Origin of the sequence: Streptomyces sp. NBC_00190 (assembly GCF_036203305.1) — a bacterium.
In the GTDB taxonomy this organism is placed as follows: domain Bacteria; phylum Actinomycetota; class Actinomycetes; order Streptomycetales; family Streptomycetaceae; genus Streptomyces.
Genome location: NZ_CP108132.1, coordinates 71,614 through 90,886 on the forward strand (window position 1 = coordinate 71,614; position 19,273 = coordinate 90,886).

Below are 19,273 nucleotides of genomic sequence, written 5' to 3' on the forward strand. Positions count from 1 at the left end.
CTGCGGCCGGTTTCACCCCACTTGGCGCGGTGGACCCCTCAGACCGCCGCGAGCGAGTCGTCCCCCTGGGGGATCCGGCCGTGGAGACGGTCCAGGTAGGTGTGGGCCGGGGGCAGAGTCTCCAGCAGGATCCGCTGCTGCCGCTTGATCCGGGTGAAGTGGTCCTCGGCCGTACGGACGGCGTGGGGGTGGTGGGAGAGGGCCGGGGGCGGGGACGCGGTGTGCGGGGTGAGGGCGGTCAGGAGGGCGCGCAGCGGAGCCTCCGCGGGCGTGACGGACAGGCCGGCCCGGTGGGCTTCCACGGTTTCGTGCAGGGCGTCGGAGAGGGGCAGGGTGCGCTGCTGTGTCCAGAACGGGCCGTCCGTGCCCTGTGAAGCCGCGTAGCGGAGCTGGGCGAGGTCGAGGGCATCGCGGTAGTGGGCGGCGGCCGCCCGGTTGAAGCGGGGCGCGGGGACTTCACGGGTGCCGAGGGACGGGAGGTCCCGGATCAGCCGGTCGAGCAGGTCGAGCGTCGCGCGCTGGTCGTCGGCCAAGGGGTCGGTGGACCAGGCGGCCGCGCCGAGGGCCACGCAGTTCTTGACCCAGGCGCGCCTGGTACGGCCGGCGCGGAGGGGGGTGTGGGTGAGCTCCGTGGGGTCGCGGGGCAGGCCCAGGGCCCTGCGCAGGCTCCGGGCGGCTTCGTCCGGGGTGGTCAGGGCGCTCGCGTAGACGAGGCCCGCGCCGTAGCGGCCGAGCAGGGGGCGGCGCCAGGTCCAGCCGTGCGCGAGGGCGGTGGCCGTGGTGTACGGCTCGACGCCGTGCGGGCCGCTGTCGTGCGGGACGGTGAGCGACATCATGCTGTCGGCGAGGAGGCGGTCGGCCGCGCTGAGGAAGGGTTCGCCGAGGAGGCCGGCCAGGAGGCCGCTCTCGTGGCCGGTGCAGTCCAGGAAGAAGTCGGCCGTCAGGTCTCCGCGGGTGGTGTGCACGGCCGTCAGCATGCCGCTCGCGTCGCGGTGGGCGCCGAGGAGCTCGCCGGTCACCATGCGCACGCCGCAGGTCTCCATCGCCTTTCTGCGCAGGAAATGGGTCAGCATGGCGGTGTCCGCGTGCCAGCCGTACGCGATCGCCGCCCGGCCGTCCAGCCAGCGGGGGGATTTCCGGGCGTCCATGAGCGGCGGCTCGCGGAAACAGGCGTGGTCGGCGGGTTCGACCGTCCGGCCGGTCCGGCGGCGGAGGAGCCAGAAATCGGACAGGGGGAATCCCTCGCAGTCCGGCGGCGTCCCGTCCTGCGGAATGTAGAAATGGTGTTCGCCCCAGTTCACATATTTGACGGCCGCGCTGAAGGACGCCGAACTCGCGTGCATCCATTCGTTCTCGGAAATTCCCAGGCGGTCGAAGAGATCGCGCTGCACCGTGGGCGCGAGGGCGGTGACCCGGCTCGCGGGGCGGTGGGGGGTTTCGAGAACCGTGACACGGACCGTCCCGCGGCAGGCCGAGGCCAGCCGGGCGGCGGCGATCCAGGCGGTGAGGGTGCCGCCGACGATCACCGCTTTCCTGATGTCGCCGGGTGCGGCCTCGGCCGTGTTCGTGTCCATGGGGGGAGTTTCGCCGCCACCTCTGTACCGGGTGTGTACGACGTCTGTATCGAGGTATCCGAGGGGACCGGAGAACGCGTACAGGGGGCGAGCCGAATCTGTTGGTGCGGGACCTGAACGGGGCCCGACACCAATAGGAGGAATGATGTTCAAGAACCCCCAGGTCCAGCACCCTCTGGAAATTCTGACGGAGATCGAGCGCAGTGCGGCGGTGGATCAGGAACTGCTGCTACGGGACAGCGGAACGCCGTGGGCGGAGATCCTCTCGGAATACGTCGACGCTTTGAACGAGCTGGCCACTCGGGGCACCGCGGACAACGGGTACATCGCCACCTACGGCCTGGACGAGGGGCACGCCGGCGGCTGCGGGTGAGTCCGCGCACGGGGAAGCGGCCCGGTGGCGGGAACCACCGGGCCGCCGGGGAGCGGGAGTTCAGACCGCCGTGAGGACGCTGGTCCGGCTGAACAGCCTGACCAGCGGCATCAGGCGGTAGTGCGGGACGAGGTTGTCGGTGGGCCGGGGTTCCAGAAGGCGGGCGTCGGCCAGCTGGTCCAGGACGTCCTCGGCCTCGTGGAGCGGCAGGTCGAGGAGGGCGGCCGCGTCCAGGGGCGTGAAGTGGGAGAGGTCGGTGGCGGTGAGGGCGGCGAACGCCGTGGCGGTGGACGGGTCGAGGTCGGTCAGGGCGTGCCGCAGTCCGGTGGTGACGTCGAGGCTGCCGATGCGCAGTTCGCCGAGCCGGCGGTCCTCCGCGGCGAGCCGGGCGGCGAGGCGGGCGGGCGGCCGGTCGGGGCGGTCGGCGAGGCGGGCCGCGGCGATGCGCAGGGCGAGCGGGAGGCGATCGCAGTATTCGGCGATGCGGGCGACCGCTTCGGGGTCGGCGGCCAGCCGGTCGGGGCCGGCGATCCGGGCGAGGAGACGGGTCGCCTCGGCGGGGGTCATCGGGCCCAGGCGGACCAGGCGGGTGCCTTCGAGAGAGGCGAGGGCCGGGCGGATGCCGGTGACGAGGGTGCGGGTGGCGCCGCCGCCGGGAAGCAGGGGCCGTACCTGGGCGTCGTCGGCCGCGTTGTCGAGGACGACCAGCATGCGGCGGCCGGCGAGGAGCGTGCGGTAGAGCTGGGCGCGCTCGTCGAGGCCGTCGGGGATCCGGCCGGGGGCGGTACCCAGGGCGTGCAGGAACCAGCCCAGGACCTGGGCGGGGGCGCGGGACGCGCCGTCGGGGGTGCGCAGATCGGCGTACAGCTGGCCGTCGGGGAAGTCGGGGCGGGCGTGTTCGGCGGCCCTGAGGGCGAGTGCGGACTTTCCGGTGCCGTGGGCTCCGGTGATGACGACGTCCTGGCGGCCGTCGAGGGCGTCCAGCACCTCACGGCACGGGGCCTCCCTGCCCGTGAAGTCGCCCGGCGCGGCCGGCAGCAGGGCCGGGACCGGGCCGGCGGCGGAGCCGGGGACGGCGGGGGCCTGACCGGCCGGGGCCGGGGCGGTGACGGTCCGGGCGGCCGGCGCCCGGCCGGCCGGGGCCGGACCCGGCGCGGGCGGCTCGGCCGTGAGGGCGGCCGTCCGGTGTTCGGGGGCGGCGGGGGCGGGCAGGGTGCCGGTGAGGATCTCCTGGTGCAGGGCGCGCAGCTCGGGGCCCGGGTCGATGCCGAGTTCGTCGGCGAGGACCCGGCGGCCCTCCTCGTACAGGCAGAGGGCATCGGCCTGCCGGCCGCAGCGGAACAGTGCGGTCATCAGCTGGCCGCGCAGGCGCTCCCGTAGGGGGTGCTGGGTGACCTGCCGGGTGAGGCCCGGGACGAGTTCGCCGTGGCGGCCCAGGGCGAGGGCTGCCTCGGTGTGGTGTTCGGTCGCGGCGAGGTGTGCCTCGGTCAGGCGCGGACCCTCGGCGGCGGCGAGCTGTTCGGTGACGCCGCTGAGCGCCGGGCCGCTCCACAGGGCGAGCGCCTGGCCGAGGCGGCGTTCGGCGTCGGCGTAGCGGCCCGCCAGGAGGTCGGCGCGGCCGGTTTCGGCGAGTTCGCGGAAGCGGTCCCAGTCGAGGGCGGCTGGGGTGATGTCCATGCGGTAGCCGGCGCCGTGGCGTTCCAGGCCGTGGCCCGGGCCCAGCCGGGTGCGCAGCCGCGAGACGTACGTGTAGAGCTGGTGGGTGCTCGTGGCGGGCGGGTTCCAGCCCCAGAGCAGGGTGGTGAGCCGCTCGTCGGTGATGACCTGGCCGTGGGCGAGGAGCAGGGCGGCGAGCGCGGTGCGCTGTTTGGAGCCGTCGAGGGGAACCGGGCTGCCGTCGAGCTCGGCGGACACGGGCCCGAGGATCTTGAAGTCCATGGAGTCCCCTCCGTTTCGCGAGCCCGCGTCTGCTCGCGGGCCAACCACCGCGAAACGCTAGTGACCTGGGGTTTTCCATCGCTCTCGGATCGATTTTGGTGAGCCGAAAGGGTTTTGAAAGCGCACGAAAACGGGGGCTCCGTAGCGTTCATGGCGTACCGCAGGGCACCGGCCCACGGCGGACGACGAGGGTCCAGGAGGACACCATGAACCGCGCCATTCTCTCCGCTCGCAAGACCGCCCGGACCGCGACGGCCGCCCCGCTGGGACAGCTGGCGGCGACGGCGGCCCTGCTGCTCGCGGCGGTCGGGGGGATCGCCGCGAACCAGGGTGTGACGCCATTCGTCGACAGCGCGGCCTCGGACCTCTCCGTCTCCCAGGCCGCCACGGCGGACGACCCGTGGGTGTGAACCCGGTCCCCGCGGGGACCGCCGTCAGGGCTGGCCGCTCGCGAACAGCTGCCGCAAGCCGGCCGGTTCGCCTCCCGCGAGCGCCACCAGGAACTGCTCCACACGCTCCCGCCACGCCCGTGCGCCGACCTCGGTGAAGAGGTCCACCGCGCTCTTGAACGTACCCGCGGCGCCGCTCACGTCCGAGCGCAGTGCCTGCGCACATCCGAGGACGACCGCTGCCCGCGCCCGGAGGTAGGCGTCCGTCACCTGTTCCGCGGCCTGCAGGGCACTGCGGGCGACCGCCTCGGCCTCCTCGAGCTTTCCCTGGCGCCACAGCGCCTCTCCCAGAGCACGCAGCACATGCGTCTCGCCCCTGCGGTCACCACTGCCGAGCACCAGCTCCAGCGCACGCCGGCAGGCCTCCTCGGCGCGCGCCGCGTCGCCCTGGTGGAGCAGCGCCTTCGCCAGCCGGAGCATGCTCTGCGCCTCGCCCCGCACCGACCCGAGCCCTCTGCTCCTGGCCACGGCCTCCGAAGACAGCACCAGGCTCGCCTGGGCGTCCCCCCGTTCCAGTTCGATCTGCGCCAGCAGACCCAGTACATGGGCCTCGGCGTAGGGGTCGTCGACCGCGCGGAAGATCTCCAGCGAACGGCGGCCCGTCTCCACCGCCCGGCCCGTGTCTCCGCGATGGCGCTCGCACATCGCCAGGTTGCGCAGCACCAGGGCTCGCCCCTGGTCCTGGCCCTGCTCCTCGAACAGGGCCAGGGCCAGGCCGAGGCGCTCGTACGCGCTGTCGTGCTCGTACTGGATGATCTCCAGGGTGCCGAGCGACTGCAGCATGGCCGCCTCGCCCAGCCGGTCGCCGGTGCGGCGGGCCGCGTCCAGGGCCGCTTCGCCGCATTCCCGCCAGTCCTCCAGGTAGTTGCGGCTCTGGAAGAGGGTGACGCTGGTCATCGTCAGCTCCCACGCGTAGCCGGACTCGCCCTCGCGGGCCGCCTGCTGCACGAGGCCCGTGATGGAGGAGCGCTCGGCCTCGAACCACTCCATGGGGTTCTCCACGAGGGAGTCCACCAGGTGGGCGGGGAGGTCCCGCAGGGGAGCGGCCCCGGGGACGACGGTGTAGTCGCCGCCGTAGAGCCGCCGGTGTGCCACCTTGGCGAGCCCCAGCCACACCCCGCAGGCGCGCCGCAAGGCCGCCCTCAGTTCCCCTTCTCCGTCCTCGGCAAGCGCGCATTCGCGAGCGAAGAGGCGGAGAAGGTCCTGAAACCGGTAGCGGACGTGGCCGGCGCTGGCGCTGAGGGGTTCGAGGAGCTGGGCGTCGACGAGCTGTTCGATGAGGTCCTCGGCGTCGACCGGGCCGATGTCGAGCAGGGCGGCGCCGGCCCACGCGGAGAACTCGGTGACGTTCAGCGAACCGAGCAGCCGGAACATGCGGGCGGTGTCGGCCGGCAGGTCACGGTAGCTCAGCCGCAGACCGGCCCGCACCCCGCGCGCGTCCAGGCTCAGTTCGTCGAGCCTGCGGTGCTGGTCCTCCAGGCGGGAGACGAGTGTGCGGACGGTCCAGTGCGGTTTCGCCGCGAGCCGGGCGGCCGCGATGCGCAGCGCGAGGGGAAGGCGGTCGCACAGTTCGCTGAGCCGGGCGGCGGCCACCGGGTCGCCGGCCAGCCGGTCGTCGCCGGCCACCCGGGAGAGCAGGGTGATCGACTCGTCCTGTTCGAGGGAACCGAGGTTCAGCGGTACGAGGGCGTAGTCGCCGGCGAGCCGGCTGCTCATGCTGTCGCGGCTGGTGACCAGGACGCAGCAGCCGGACGTGCCGGGCAGGAGGGGGCGTATCTGCTGGAAGGAGCGGGCGTTGTCGAGGACGATCAGGACCCGGCGGCCGTCCAGGACGCTGCGGAAGAGCGCGGTCCGTTCGACCTGGTCGGCGGGGATCTGCGGGCCGGGCACGCCGAGGGCGCGCAGGAAGCGGTCGAGGACGGCGGCGGGCCTGCGGGGTTCCTCCTCCTCGTCGTAGCCGCGCAGGTCGGCGAAGAGCTGCCCGTCGGGGAAGCGGGAGGCGACCTGGTGGGACCAGTGCACGGCGAGCGCGGTCTTGCCGACGCCGCCGGTGCCGGTGATGGAGCCGACGGGCGGGGAGGCACCGTCGAGGAGGTCCAGCAGCCGGTCGAGGGTGGCCAGGTCCTGGTTGCGGCCGGTGAAGGACGCGGCGGCCGGGGGGAGATGGGCGGGCACCGTGGTGACCTGGGCGGGCAGGGGGTTTGCGGTGGGGAGGGTGAGCTTCGGGGAGTCGGCGAGGATGTCTCCGTGCAGTTCCTGGACCGCGGGCCCGGGGTCGATGCCGAGCTCCTCGGAGAGCAGGCGTGCGCCGTCGCGGTACGCCTCCAGGGCCTCGGCGCGGCGGCCGGAGCGGTAGTGGGCCAGCATCAGCTGGGCGAGGGCCTGTTCGCGCAGCGGGTTCGTCCGTACGAAGCCGGTGAGCTCCCCGATCAGTTCGCGGTGCTGGCCGCGATCCAGGCGCAGGGCGGTGAGCTGTTCGTACACGTCGAGGCGGAGCTCGGTCAGGCGCTCGGCCTCCGCTTCGACCCGTTCGGCGGTGATGCCGGCGAGGGCGGGGCCGCGCCACATCGCGAGGGCTTCCTCGAAGTGTGCACAGGCCTCCTCGGTACGACCGCGGCGCGCGGCCTCGCGTCCTTCGGCGGCCCGTTCCTCGAACTCGACGGCGTCGATGCGGTGTTCGCCGGCGTAGAGCATGTAGCCGGGGTGGCTGGTGACGAGCAGGTCGTCGATGCCGACGGCGGTCTTGAGGGTCTTGCGCAGCGCGGAGACGCAGATGGCGATCTGGTTGCGCGCGGTGGCGGGCGGGTTGCCGTGCCAGACGGCGTCGGCGAGGGTGTCGACGGAGACGACCCGGCCGGGCGCGAGCAGCAGCATCGACATGATGGTGCGCTGCCGGGCGCCCTGGAGGGCGACCGGGCGCCCGTCGGCGCTGATGTCCAATGGCCCCAGGATCCGGAACACCACCTGAAGCACGACTGCCCTCCCTTGCTCCGGCCACGGTCGTACCCGAACGACCGGTTCGCCTTCACTCTGGGTTACAGGCCGTGGTGGGGCCCCGCAACGAAGGCGGCAGCAAACTGCCAGACGGGCCGCTGATCAGGTACGGGCCGCCCACGAGGAGGGGGGCAGCAGCTCGCTGCGGTCCCAGCGGGCGGCCTGCTCGGTCGGGGCGGGTTCGGGGGCGCGGGCGGTGAGGACCGTCACGAGGGCCGCGACGACGGCGAGTTCCTCCGGGGTGGGACGGCCATTGATGATCTTGAACAGGGACGGTGCCAGGGGTCCGTCGAGGGCGGGTGCGGTGGTGCCGGACATGGCTCTCACTCCTTACATCGGGGGGTTGCCGTGCTTGCGGGCGGGCGTCGCGGCGTGCTTGGTGCGGAGCATGGCGAGGGCGCCGATCAGGGTGGCGCGGGTGTCGGCGGGGTCGATGACGTCGTCGACGAGGCCGCGCTCGGCCGCGTAGTACGGGTGCATCAGCTCGGCCTTGTACTCCTTGACGAGCTGCTGCCGGGTGGCCTCGGGGTCCTCGGAGGCGGCGATCTGGCGGCGGAAGACCACGTTGGCCGCGCCCTCGGCGCCCATGACGGCGATCTCGTTGGCCGGCCAGGCGAAGGTGAGGTCGGCGCCGATGGACTGGGAGTCCATGACGATGTAGGCGCCGCCGTAGGCCTTGCGCAGGATGAGGGAGATCCGCGGGACGGTGGCGTTGCAGTAGGCGTAGAGGAGTTTGGCGCCGTGCCGGATGATGCCACCGTGTTCCTGGTCGACGCCCGGGAGGAAGCCGGGTACGTCGACCAGCGTGACGAGCGGGACGGAGAACGCGTCGCAGAGCTGGACGAAGCGCGCCGCCTTCTCCGAGGAGTGGATGTCCAGGACACCGGCCAGGGACTGGGGCTGGCTGGCGACGATGCCGACGACCTGGCCGCCGATCCGGGCGAGGGTGGTGATGACGCTGGTGGCCCAGCGCTCGTGGACCTCCATGTGCTCGCCGTCGTCGACGATCTCCGTGATGACCTCGCGCATGTCGTACGGGCGGCTGCCGTCGAGGGGGACGAGGTCGAGGAGGCGCTCGCAGCGGCGGTCGACGGGGTCGTCGCAGGAGACGGCGGGCGGGGTGGCCCGGTTGTTGGCGGGCAGCATCGACAGCAGGTAGCGGACCTCGGAGATGCAGGTCTCCTCGTCGTCGTACGCGAAGTGCGCGACGCCCGAGGTCTCGGCGTGCACGTCCGCGCCGCCGAGCCCGTTCTGGGTGATCTCCTCGCCGGTCACCGCGCGGACCACGTCCGGGCCGGTGATGAACATCTGCGAGGTCTCGCGGACCATGAACACGAAGTCCGTCAGCGCCGGGGAGTACGCGGCGCCGCCCGCGCACGGGCCCAGCATCACCGAGATCTGCGGGATGACGCCCGAGGCCCGGGTGTTGCGCTGGAAGATGCCGCCGTAGCCGGCGAGGGCGGAGACGCCCTCCTGGATACGGGCGCCGGCGCCGTCGTTGAGGGAGACCAGCGGAGCGCCGGCCGCGATGGCCATGTCCATGATCTTGTGGATCTTCGTGGCGTGGGCCTCGCCCAGGGCACCGCCGAAGATGCGGAAGTCGTGCGCGTAGACGAAGACCGTACGGCCCTCGACCGTGCCCCAGCCGGTGATGACACCGTCGGTGTAGGGCTTCTTGGCCTCCAGGCCGAAGCCCGTCGCCCGGTGGCGGCGCAGCTGCTCGACCTCCTTGAAGGAACCCTCGTCGAGCAGGAGGGCTATGCGCTCACGGGCGGTCAGCTTGCCCTTGGCGTGCTGCGCCTCGGTCGCGGCGGGCATGCCGTCGAGGACGTCCTGCCGGATGCGGACGAGTTCGGCGACGCGTTCGGCCATGGTCATGGGGGCTCCCTTGCCGGTCTACCGGTTGTGCCGGTGTCAGCTGGTGCGGAGGGCGATGTAGTCGCAGAGGGCGAGCAGGGCGCGGCGGGCCGGCAGCGGGGGCAGCCCGGCGAGGGCCGCGCGGGCCCGGTCGAGGCGGCGGTGCATCACGGCCTCGGTCTCTTCGAGCGCGGTGGAGCGCTCGAAGAGTTCCAGGGCGCGCGGCACGTCGGCGGCCGGGACGGGGCCGGCGGCGAGGAGGCCGCGCAGTTCGGCGTCGGCGGGGTCGCCGCCTTCGCGGGCGAGCAGGACGGGCAGGCTCTGGACTCCGGCCAGCAGGTCCTTGCCGCGTTCCTTGCCGGTGACGTCGGCCGGGGAGCGCAGGTCGAGGAGGTCGTCGGCTATCTGGAAGGCGATGCCGAGCTCTCGGCCGCACTCGGTGAGGGCGGCCACGTCGCCCGTCCGGGCCGCGGCCTGGATGGCTCCGATGCCCAGAGACATCGAGAGCAGGGCCGCCGTCTTGCCCTCGGCCACCTTGAAGTAGTGGGTGACCGGGTCCTCGTCGGGGCCGGGGCCGGTCAGTTCGCGCAGCTGGCCCGCGACCAGGCGGCCGGCCGCCTGGGCGTTGAGGTGGACGGCGGCGGGGCCGAGTTCGGCGGCGAGCTGGGCGGCACGGGCGAGCAGCCAGTCCCCGCCGAGGACGGCGGCGCGCTCGCCCCAGCGGGCGTGGGCGCTGGGGACGCCGTGCCGGGTGGCGGCGCCGTCCATCACGTCGTCGTGGTAGAGGGAGGCGATGTGCACGAGTTCGGCGATGGCGGCGGCCTGGGTGACGCCGTGGGCCCAGGGGTCGCCGAATTCGGCGCCGAGGAGGACGAGGAGGGGGCGCAGGCGTTTGCCGCCTGCGTCGGCGAGGTGGCCGGTGAGCGCGGCGACCCGCGGGTCGAGGGCGTCGTGGGCGCTGGCCTGGAGCCATTTCTCGGCGCGGGAAAGGGATTCCCGCATTCGGACCTCGAACTCCGGTTCTTCAAGGGCGAGTTGGGTGAGCAGCCGGGCGGCGGGCAGATCAGTCGACACGGATGCCGTCCCGGCTCCGTACGTTTGTCCAGCACCCATGGGGAATCCCCTCCGCGACACGGCGAACCTATCGATTTCACCTATTCGCACGACAGCTTTCAGCCCCGGCGGACTGCCCTACAACAGCGCTGACATGAAGGTGCCACTACGACCTCAGCGCACGGCCGACCAGGAGATCGTCAGCTTCCTGCCAAGTTTTCGGCGGTCCGGTCGGCCCCGAATGGCCGCCGTTACGCTCCCTCACGAAATCTTCGAGGGAAGGCTCAAGGAATTGCGAAACCGAATCACGCTCGCCGCTGTACTCGTCGCCGTCGCACTGTCCCTGACGGTCGTTCCGGCCACGGCGGCCGAGACCACCGCGACGCCTGCCGCACCGGCCGCGCAGACCTGCGGTGAGATACGGCTGACCGGGTCGCTCCCCGCGCCGCCGGCCGGTATGGCCGTCCAGCAGCAGATCACGATCGGGGCGGACTGCGAGCCCCGGCTCGGGGAAGCGCGGCTGGTACCGGTGGCGTCCGAGGGCGCGGCGAAGACCGCCGTGAGCCCGGCCGCCGCGCCGGCGGCCGGTGTCGCCGCCGTTCGCCAGTTCAAGAGCTGGAACGAGATGTACGACTGCTGCAACATCCGGATGACCGGCCTCTACACGACGTCGCAGTGGACGACGGACGGCGGCCGGATCACGACGGCGGCCACCGACGCGACGCAGGCGTGGAACCGGGAGCCCTGGAATGCCGGCTGGTCACTGAAGTCCGCCACGAAGAACACCGACTGCTTCAGCGACTGCGGTGTCTCGCGGACCGAGGCGCACGCCGACTTCACGTACAAGGGAATCTTCGACATTTCCGGGAACGTGTACGCGAACACGCACCACTCCTCCGTGGACCTGAACGCCGACGGCTCCGCCACCTGCCGTTTCGACGTGTCGCTGCGGAACACCTTCATCGGGTGGAACTGGCAGCGCGGCTGCGCGTGAGGCGGCCCCGCAAAACGGCGTCTGGCAGCTTTTGACCAACCGCGGGGGTGCCGTGTGACGTGCGGCGCCACGTCAAGGGCGTGCGCTGTCAACAAGCTGTCATCGGAAGGAATTCCGGAGTCCGGGTTTTCTAAACTCGCCGGGATTCCCCCATCCGAGTCCGCTGAAGGAGTCCGCAATGTTACGAGGGATTGGGCGGCTTGCCGTACGCCGCCCATGGCTCACCATCGCCGCCTGGATCGTCGCCACATTGGCCACGGTGATGCTGGCTCCGCAACTACCGTCGACGACCGATCAGGCCGAGTTCCTCCCGTCGCATTACGAGACGGTGCAGGTCATGAAGGTGGAGGAGCGCGCTTTCCCGCGCGAGGAGCAGCCGGCGGCCACCATCGTCTTCAAACGTACCGACGGCGGAAGTCTTTCGGCGGAGGATCAGGCCACCGTCTCGAAAGTGGCGGCCGATCTGACGGGAAGGAAATACAAGGAGATCAAGGAGGTCCTAACCGGTCCGCAGATGCTCTCGCCGAACGGCACGATCATGCTGGCCTCGGTCAGTACCTCGGCGGAGAACGTCTTCACCGAGGACGTGTACGAGTCCGTCAGGCAGATGCGCGTCGACGCCAAGGAGCAGCTCTCCGGCGGAGCGCTGTCGATGGGCATCACCGGGCAGGCGGCCTCGGCGGTGGATTCGATGGAGTCGGCCGGTGACACCGACTCCATGATCATGATGGCCACGCTGGGCCTCATCGTCGTACTGCTCCTGATCATCTTCCGCAGCCCGCTGATCGCCCTGATGCCGGTGGTCATCATCAGCCTGGTCTTCGCCGTGGCCACCGGGCTGATCGCCACCGCGAGCAAGATCGGCGGGCTGAAGGCCGACGCCTCCGTCACCTCGATCCTCATCGTGGTGCTGTTCGGCGTCGGCACCGACTACATGCTGTTCCTGCTCTTCCGTTACCGGGAACAGCTGCGCACCGGCGTGCCGGCGCGACAGGCCATGGCGCAGGCCGTGGAACGGGTCGGCGAGACCATCGCCTCCGCCGCGGGCGCGGTGATCGTGGCCTTCCTCGCGCTGCTGCTCTCGTCCATGGGCATGCTGCGGACCATGGGCCCGGCGCTCGCCATCTCCGTGGGCGTCACCGCGGTCGCCTCGCTCACCCTCGTGCCCGCGGTGTTCGCCCTGCTGGGCACCAAGGCGTTCTGGCCGTCCAAGGCGTGGCAGCGCGAGCCGAAGAACGCCCTGTCGCACCGCACCGCCCGGCTCGTCTCCCAGCGTCCCGGCGTGGTCGCGGCGGTGTCCGGCGGCATCCTGATCGCCCTGACCGTCGGCCTGTTCGGCTTCCGGGCCGAGTACGACTCCAACAGCTCGCTGCCCAAGCACCTGGAGTCCGTGCGGGCCCAGGACGACCTCGCGCGCGGTTTCGCCGCGGGTGCCACCGAGCCGACGCTGGTCTACGTGGAGGACCGGGCCGGCAAGGCGATCCCCGAGGCGGCGCTGAAGACCTTCGGTGAGCGGATCGGGCAGGTCGAGGGTGTCGGGCCGGTCTCCCCGCCCCGGGTAAGCCCGGACGGCTCGGTGGCCCAGTTCAGCGTGGTGCTCGACCACAAGCCGGCCGCGGACGAGGCGCTCGCCCTGGTCGAGGGGCCGCTCCGGGACGCCGCCCACAGTGCGGCGCCCGAGGGCACCAGGGCTCTGGTCGGCGGTTCGACCGCGCTGCTCGCCGACATCAGGGACGCCGTCAACCGCGACTACTCCGTGGTGTTCCCGGCGGCCGGCATCGCCATCATGATCATCCTGGGTCTGCTGCTGCGCAGCGCGGTGGCGCCCTGGTACCTGATGGCCGCGGTCGGCCTCGGGTTCAGCGCCACCCTCGGTGCGACGGTGGTGCTCTTCCAGAACGTGCAGGGCCAGCACGGCCTGCTGTTCATGCTGCCGGTGATGGTCTACCTGTTCGTGGTGGCCATCGGCACCGACTACAACATCCTGATGGTGGCCCGGCTGCGGGAGGAGGCCGCCCGGGGCCGGGACCCGAAGGAGGCCACCCGGCTCGCGGTCGCCCACTCGATGCCGACCGTCGCCACCGCCGGCCTCATCCTGGCGGGCACCTTCGGCGTGCTGATGCTGGCGCAGAACTCGATGCTGCAGCAGATGGGCTTCGCCGTCTCCTTCGGCATACTGCTCACCGCCTTCGTGATGGCGGTGCTGCTGGTGCCGGCGGTGACCACGCTGCTGGGCCACCGGGCCTGGCTGCCGGGCCGCCCGAAGAGCGGCCACGGGGAGCCGGCCGCCGACGGCGTCACCGTGCGGGCGCCGGAGCGAGAGTCGGCCGGCAGCAGGTAGACACCCTTCCGGCGCGGCCCTCGGCCGCGCCGGAAGGCAGTACGGGAGTCCGGGCGGCGCGCCCACCGGCACGACGGCCGGTGGGCGCGCGGGTGCCCCTACGACGCCATGACCCGCTGCGACCAGTGTTTTGGCAGCTTCCTGCCAACGGTGCAGCCGATCGGCCGACGGCGAATACCCGGCGCTCCACTCCGTCCCGAAACCACGGGGAAAGGCTGTGAATTGCCGGGCCATTCATGCTCGGCGCCGTACTCACGGAACCGGACCTGCCGTTTCGACGGTCGGCTGCGCGGCGCCTTCAGCGGGTGGAACCGGCGGCGCGGCTTCCGGTGACCGGGCCCGGCGCGGCCACCGAGATCAGCCGCGCCCAGTTCGCGTGATCACCCTTCTCACCGATGAGCCTGCCTTCGGCCTCCACCCACGCGTGGGGGCTGAACGGCGGGATCATCAGCGTGCCCACGCACCACGTGGGCCAGGTGCCGCCCAGCCGGCAGGTCAGCGCGACGGCCACGGACCGGGGCAGACAGCTGCGCTGCCCGTTCATCCGCAGGCTGGAGGTCAGCACCAGTTCCCGCGCCCGCGTCGCCTGCGCCTCGGTCGCCGGGACCGCGCCGCGCGCGAGCCGGGTCAGGGCCCGTTCGAGCCGGTGCGGGGCGAGGCGGGCGAGCAGCCGGGCGGCTCCGACCGCCGTACGGGCCGCCAGCCGACGGCGCAGCGGGAAGCTGCCGCGGTCGGCCGGCAGGGCGGTGGTGACGCTCACGCCGCCACCACTCCCGCCTCGGCCATGGCCGCCAGCACCGCGTGGACGTCCGCCGCGGCGCGTTCCGCGTCGACGTCGTACTCCTCGGTGAGGCGGCGGGTGGCGTCCTCGGCCTGCCCGCCGTCGAGCAGGGCGCCCACGATCGTCGCGGAGGTGGGGTTCAGCTCCCAGTAGGCGCCCGACTTGGTGTCGAGCAGCACGGCGCCGTACTCGGTGGTGGCGAGCTTGAGGTACTCGCGGTGGACGAGTTTCATGCCAGGGCTCCTTGGGCGTTCACGGTCGTACGCAGCCACATCTCGGCGGCGAGGGTGGACAGGAAGCGGTCGTCGCGCAGCTGCGGTGAGGAGGGCACGGCGCACAGGCGGCGCAGCTCGGCCTCGTCCACGAGGCCGGCGCGGCCGAGCATGCTGTCCTCCCACAGTCCGGTCAGCGCCTCGCGGTTGCGGTAGAGGCCGGCTGCCACGTCCTGGGTGCCCTCGCCCTTGGTGGTGCGGGAGAGGGAGCGGCGGGGCACTAGCCCGTCCATCGCGCGGACCAGCAGCGGCTTGTACGCCCAGGGGTCGACCCGGTCCAGGGCGCGGACCGAGAAGGCCGCGTCCACCACCCGGTCGTCCAGGAAGGGGGCGGACATCGGCACTCCGGCCGCCCGGCCAGCGTCCTCGATGTCCTGGTTGCCGCGGACCAGCCCGCGCAGGGCCGCCAGTTCCGTGTGGCGGCCGGGCGTTCGCCCGTACGGCACGGCGGTGGGGGCGGCGGCGGCCAGCTCCCGCTCCAGCAGGCGCAGGCAGTCCTCGGTCAGCCAGGAGGCCACGGAGGGCTGCCCCAGCCAGCCGAGAGCCGGACTGCCGGGCACCGGCTCGGGTACGTCGCGCAGTGAAACGGCCGCCAGGGCCGCACGGTAGCCGCGGCGGTCGGCGAGCTGGCGGGCGACGGGGGCCAGCGGCCAGGAGAGCAGCGCGCGGAAGCCGCTGAGGCGGCGCAGGGCGGGCAGCGGGTGGCGGACGAGAAGTGTGTGCAGGTGGTGGGGGAGACCGACGAACAGGTTGTCCCCGCCGTTCCCGGTCAGGTGGAGCCGGGAGCCGCGGGCGGCCATCTTGGCGGTGAGGACGGTCACGCGGCGGCGGGAGGCGACCAGCGGGGTGGGGGCGTCGAGCCTCAGGCCCGGGTCGTCGAACCCGTCGTAGAACTTCGGCAGTTCCTCGTTGGGCAGGATGTAGTGCTCGACACCGGGCAGGTCCTCGGCGGCCCAGCGTGCCCACCGGCCGTCCTCGTTGAAGGCCTCGTCGCCGGTGGAGGTGGCCGCGATGAGCCGTGCGCGGGAGTCACGGGCGGCGAGGAAGCACACGGTGGTGGAGTCCAGGCCGCCGGAGAGGTCGGAGCTGATCAGCCCGCCGGGGGCGGTACGGACCTCCACCGCGTCCAGCAGTGCATCCCGGACGGCGGCGGCGCCGCGGTCCAGAGGTGTGACGGGCTCCGGTGGCCGGTGCCAGCGCCGCTCGGACAAGACGCCGTCGGGGGAGGCCAGCAGGGCCGCGCCCGGAGGGACGGCGGTGACGGCCGACCACATCGGGCGCTCGTCGAGCGGGGCGGGCGCCGCGCCCAGAAGGCGGAGCGCCACGGCGGCCGGGTCGGGTTCCAGGCCCGCCAGCCGGGCCAGTTCGGCGGCCCGGTCGCCGGCCACCAGGGTCCCGCCGGTGCGGGTGTGGAAGACGCGCCGGGCTCCGTACGCGGAACCCTGTACGCGCAGGGCTCCGTCCACGGAGGCGAGCAGGTGGAACTGGCCGGACAGGGTGAGCGCCAGGTCGTCCAGCTCGGCGGGGTCGCGCAGGACGCCGGCGCGGCGCGTGAGCGCGCCGGCGGCGGACTGCGAGAAGGTGCCGATCAGGGCGATGGCGTTACGGCCCGCCCGCGCCACGAGGAGATCGGCCGGCTCCCACCGGCCGACGATCCAGTCCCGCCCGGAGGCATGGGCCGCGGACGACAGGCCGGGCACGTCCTCGCGCAGGTGCCGGGCCGCGGCGGACCCCGCCTCGTTGTCAGGGAATACGAAGAAGAACGGTGCGCCGCGGTCCGGCATTGTCAGCTCCTGCGCAGAGAACCGGAAATTTAGAACCAGCCGCCGCGGTGGTTCCAGTCCCAGCTGCCGACCGGGAGACCCATTCCGGTGTCGGCGCGGAAGGAGCCGGCGGCGGCGAAAACGGGGGCTGTGTAAGCCTTCTTCATCATGACCTTTTTCCTTTCGGTGGGCCGGAAACAATTCCGGCAGCCTTTGTGCTTGCCCCAAAACCTTCACAGCGGGAGACCGCCAACTCAACGCACTTGTCCGGTTCGGGCCGTGGTGGCAGCAAGCTGACAGCGCGGGGGGGAATGGACCGCTTCGTTCCATAGAATTCCGGGTCCGGTTGCGCACGTTACGATCAGATTGGCAGCCTTACAGACATGACGACACACGTCAGCTCCCCGGCCCGTTCGGCGGCCCTGGCCACGCCGCCGCCACCGAGGTGGGCGGTCTGGGCCGCCCATGCCGTCCCCCTGATCGCGTTGCCGTCCACCCTGTGGCGCCTGGCCATGACCGTCGGCGTCCCCGTCGGGTTCAGCGAGGAGGTGCTGCGCACCGACTACGGGCTGCCCGGCACCGGGTATCTGATCCTGCCGGCGATCTCGCTGGCGCAGGAGGGCGCGGCACTGCTGACGCTCGGTCTGGTGCGGGACTGGGGGCTGGTGGCGCCGCGCCGGCTGCCGTTCATCGGCGGACGCCCGGTGCGCACCGGGGCGGCCGTGACCGCGGCGCTGCTCGGGGCATTGGTGATGACCGCGGTGACGGTCAGCCAGCTGATGCTCTGGGACACCGTCGACGACGGCAACCTGACGGGCACTCACCGAGCCGTCATGGGCTGGCTGTACGCGCCGCTGCTGCTGTGGGGGCCGCTGCTGGCGCTGGTGACGCTCTCGTACGCCCTGCGGCGCCGACGGCAGCGATGAACACGGCCGTCCTCGTCCTGCTGGCCGCGCTCTCCCTGACCGTCTTCGTCGCCGGGCTCGCCTCCGGGGCCAGGCGGCTGCTCGGCGTCCGGCTGGGCAAGGGGCGCGCGGTGATCACGGGCTGCGTCGGGCTCGCTTCCGGCACGCTGGTCAGTTATCCGCTGCGGAACGTGCAGCCGCTGGCGCTGATCACCCTGGAGATCGGGGTGTCGCTGGTGGTCGCCATGCTGTTCCTGGCGGCCACCGAAGTGCTGGTTCCCTCGGGCGCGGTGCGCGGGCTGGTGCGGCTGCCGGGTTCGCTGCGCCGCCAGTTCGCCCGGACCCGGCGCTACGTCCGGCTCAGCCGGATCTTCGTACGGCACGGTCTGGGCCGGTTCCTCAGCGGCAGATCGCGGCGCGGTCCGGGCGCGGCCGCCGAACGCGCCGTACTGGCCCCCTCGCTGCGGCTGGCGCTGGAGGAGGCCGGGGTCACCTTCGTCAAGCTGGGGCAGGTGATGTCCACCCGGTACGACCTGCTGCCGGCGGAGTTCATCGCGGAGCTGAGCACCCTGCAGGACCAGGCGTCGCCCGAGCCGTGGGAGGCGGTCGAGCAGGTGCTGCACGAGGAGCTGGGGGCGCCGCCGGACGAGGTGTTCGCCGAGTTCGACCCGAAGCCGCTCGCGGCGGGTTCGATCGCCCAGGTGCACCGGGCGCGGCTGCAGGACGGTCGGCAGGTCGCGGTGAAGGTGCAGCGGCCGAGCGCCCGCGACATCGTCGTGGACGACCTGGACATCCTGTACCGGTTCGCGGCCCGGCTGGAGCAGCACACGGAGTGGGGGCGCAGCGTCGGCGCGCTGGCGCTGGCCCAGGGCTTCGCCGTGTCGGTCCAGGAGGAGCTCGACTTCCGCATCGAGGCCCGCAACACCCTGTCCGTGGCGGCGGCCATCGAGGAGGCCGGCGGCGGCTCGGTGATCCGGGTGCCCGAGGTGCACGAGAAGCTCACCGGCAAGCGCGTCCTGGTCACCGAGTGGATGTCCGGCATACCGCTGCACAGCGTCTCGCGGGTGCTGGACGAACGGGGCCTGGACCGGAAGGCGCTGGCCACCGCGATGCTGGAGTGCCTGCTGGGGCAGATCATGACGACGGGGGTGTTCCACGCCGATCCGCACCCCGGCAATCTGCTGCTGCTCGACGACGGGCAGCTCGGCATGCTCGACTTCGGTTCGGTGGGCCGCATCGACCGGTCGCTGCGGGCGACCCTGCGCGGGATGCTGCTGGCCCTGCACCGCGGCGACCCGGCCGGCCTGTGCGACGCGCTGATCGCCCTGGTCGTGCATCCGGAGCACATAGACGAGCGGAAACTGGAGCGGGCCCTGGGGCAGTTCCTGGCCCGGCACTTCGCGCCCGGCATCAAGCCGGACCGGGAGATGTTCGCCGACCTCTTCTCGATCGTCTCCCGGCACGGGATCAGCGTGCCGCCGGAGATAGCTGCCGTCTTCCGGGCGCTGGCCACGATGGAGGGCTCACTGGACCGGCTGGTGCCCGGCTTCGACATCGTCACCGAGGCCCGCTCCTTCGCCGTCACCCAGCACCTGCGCAAGCTGAAGCCGGAGGCGCTCGGTCGTTCGCTGACCGAGGAGCTGCTGGGGCTGGTGCCGATGCTGCGCAGGCTCCCGCGCCGCATCGAGCGCATCGGCTCGGCCGTGGAGAACGGCCAGCTCACGGTCGGCGTACGGATGTTCGCCGACCCGAACGACCGCCGGTTCCTGCGCTCGCTCGTACACGAGGTGCTGCTGGCCTTCCTGGGCGGGGTCATCGGCCTGGTCGGCGTACAGCTGCTGCGCATCAGCGGCGGCCCGATGCTCAGCGAGGGCCTCGGGCTGTTCGAGCTGTTCGGCTACAACCTGCTGGTGATCAGCTCGGTGCTGGTCCTGCGGGTGCTGTTCATGATGATCGGGCCCGGGCACAGACGCTGACCG

16 protein-coding genes are annotated in these 19,273 nt (G+C 72.4%); 6 read left to right on the forward strand and 10 right to left on the reverse strand.

Going from position 1 to position 19,273, the window contains the following annotated elements:
* Nucleotides 1-38 precede the first annotated feature (38 nt).
* A complete protein-coding gene (locus tag OG429_RS40500; RefSeq protein WP_328930632.1) occupies nt 39-1,574 on the reverse strand; it encodes a tryptophan 7-halogenase in 1,536 nt (511 codons plus the stop codon).
* Nucleotides 1,575-1,719: 145 nt separating this feature from the next.
* On the opposite strand from OG429_RS40500, the gene OG429_RS40505 reads away from it, so the two are divergent.
* Complete coding sequence (locus OG429_RS40505) at nt 1,720-1,947, forward strand: DUF6269 family protein (protein WP_328930633.1); 228 nt, start codon at nt 1,720-1,722, stop codon at nt 1,945-1,947.
* Between the two features lie 60 nt (nt 1,948-2,007).
* Here the strand turns inward: OG429_RS40505 and OG429_RS40510 are convergent, their stop codons facing one another.
* On the reverse strand, nt 2,008-3,885 hold the full coding sequence (locus OG429_RS40510; RefSeq protein ID WP_328930634.1) for an AfsR/SARP family transcriptional regulator: 1,878 nt from the start codon (nt 3,883-3,885) through the stop codon (nt 2,008-2,010).
* Nucleotides 3,886-4,091: 206 nt separating this feature from the next.
* Here OG429_RS40510 and OG429_RS40515 point away from each other — a divergent pair, with 206 nt between their 5' ends.
* A complete protein-coding gene (locus OG429_RS40515; RefSeq protein ID WP_328930635.1) occupies nt 4,092-4,295 on the forward strand; it encodes a hypothetical protein in 204 nt (67 codons plus the stop codon).
* A gap of 24 nt (nt 4,296-4,319) precedes the next feature.
* Here the strand turns inward: OG429_RS40515 and OG429_RS40520 are convergent, their stop codons facing one another.
* The 4 genes from OG429_RS40520 to OG429_RS40535 all read right to left on the reverse strand — a co-directional run bounded on the left by OG429_RS40520 (nt 4,320) and on the right by OG429_RS40535 (nt 10,259).
* A complete protein-coding gene (locus OG429_RS40520) occupies nt 4,320-7,307 on the reverse strand; it encodes an AfsR/SARP family transcriptional regulator (RefSeq protein WP_328930636.1) in 2,988 nt (995 codons plus the stop codon).
* Nucleotides 7,308-7,430: 123 nt separating this feature from the next.
* Nucleotides 7,431-7,646 carry an acyl-CoA carboxylase subunit epsilon gene (locus OG429_RS40525; RefSeq protein ID WP_328930637.1) on the reverse strand — a complete coding sequence of 72 codons (216 nt, stop codon included), beginning with the start codon at nt 7,644-7,646 and terminating at the stop codon, nt 7,431-7,433.
* 12 nt (nt 7,647-7,658) lie between these two features.
* A complete protein-coding gene (locus OG429_RS40530) occupies nt 7,659-9,200 on the reverse strand; it encodes an acyl-CoA carboxylase subunit beta (protein WP_328930778.1) in 1,542 nt (513 codons plus the stop codon).
* Nucleotides 9,201-9,242: 42 nt separating this feature from the next.
* Nucleotides 9,243-10,259 carry a polyprenyl synthetase family protein gene (locus OG429_RS40535; protein ID WP_328930638.1) on the reverse strand — a complete coding sequence of 339 codons (1,017 nt, stop codon included), beginning with the start codon at nt 10,257-10,259 and terminating at the stop codon, nt 9,243-9,245.
* Nucleotides 10,260-10,530: 271 nt separating this feature from the next.
* Between OG429_RS40535 and OG429_RS40540 the strand changes: the two genes are divergently transcribed.
* A complete protein-coding gene (locus OG429_RS40540; RefSeq protein ID WP_328930639.1) occupies nt 10,531-11,232 on the forward strand; it encodes a hypothetical protein in 702 nt (233 codons plus the stop codon).
* 178 nt (nt 11,233-11,410) lie between these two features.
* The gene (locus OG429_RS40545; RefSeq protein WP_328930640.1) at nt 11,411-13,573 is read left to right on the forward strand and encodes an MMPL family transporter; all 2,163 of its coding nucleotides are present in this window, start codon (nt 11,411-11,413) and stop codon (nt 13,571-13,573) included.
* Nucleotides 13,574-13,871: 298 nt separating this feature from the next.
* On the opposite strand, the gene OG429_RS40550 is transcribed toward OG429_RS40545, so the two are convergent.
* From OG429_RS40550 to OG429_RS40565, 4 genes are read right to left on the reverse strand one after another with little or no spacing between them, the layout of a single operon-like run.
* Nucleotides 13,872-14,333 (reverse strand): lasso peptide biosynthesis B2 protein, encoded by a 462-nt coding sequence (locus tag OG429_RS40550; RefSeq protein ID WP_328930641.1) that lies wholly within the window; start codon nt 14,331-14,333, stop codon nt 13,872-13,874.
* The gene (locus tag OG429_RS40555) at nt 14,330-14,587 is read right to left on the reverse strand and encodes a lasso peptide biosynthesis PqqD family chaperone (RefSeq protein ID WP_328930642.1); all 258 of its coding nucleotides are present in this window, start codon (nt 14,585-14,587) and stop codon (nt 14,330-14,332) included. The genes OG429_RS40550 and OG429_RS40555 overlap by 4 nt, the downstream gene beginning before the upstream one ends.
* Complete coding sequence (locus tag OG429_RS40560; RefSeq protein WP_328930643.1) at nt 14,584-16,410, reverse strand: asparagine synthase-related protein; 1,827 nt, start codon at nt 16,408-16,410, stop codon at nt 14,584-14,586. Before OG429_RS40560 ends, OG429_RS40555 begins: the two co-directional genes overlap by 4 nt.
* A 29-nt stretch (nt 16,411-16,439) precedes the next feature.
* Nucleotides 16,440-16,559 carry a keywimysin-related RiPP gene (locus OG429_RS40565; RefSeq protein ID WP_328930644.1) on the reverse strand — a complete coding sequence of 40 codons (120 nt, stop codon included), beginning with the start codon at nt 16,557-16,559 and terminating at the stop codon, nt 16,440-16,442.
* A 213-nt stretch (nt 16,560-16,772) separates the two neighbouring features.
* Between OG429_RS40565 and OG429_RS40570 the strand changes: the two genes are divergently transcribed.
* Nucleotides 16,773-17,315 (forward strand): hypothetical protein, encoded by a 543-nt coding sequence (locus OG429_RS40570; protein WP_328930645.1) that lies wholly within the window; start codon nt 16,773-16,775, stop codon nt 17,313-17,315.
* A complete protein-coding gene (locus OG429_RS40575; protein WP_328930646.1) occupies nt 17,312-19,270 on the forward strand; it encodes an ABC1 kinase family protein in 1,959 nt (652 codons plus the stop codon). The genes OG429_RS40570 and OG429_RS40575 overlap by 4 nt, the downstream gene beginning before the upstream one ends.
* Nucleotides 19,271-19,273: the final 3 nt, after the last annotated feature.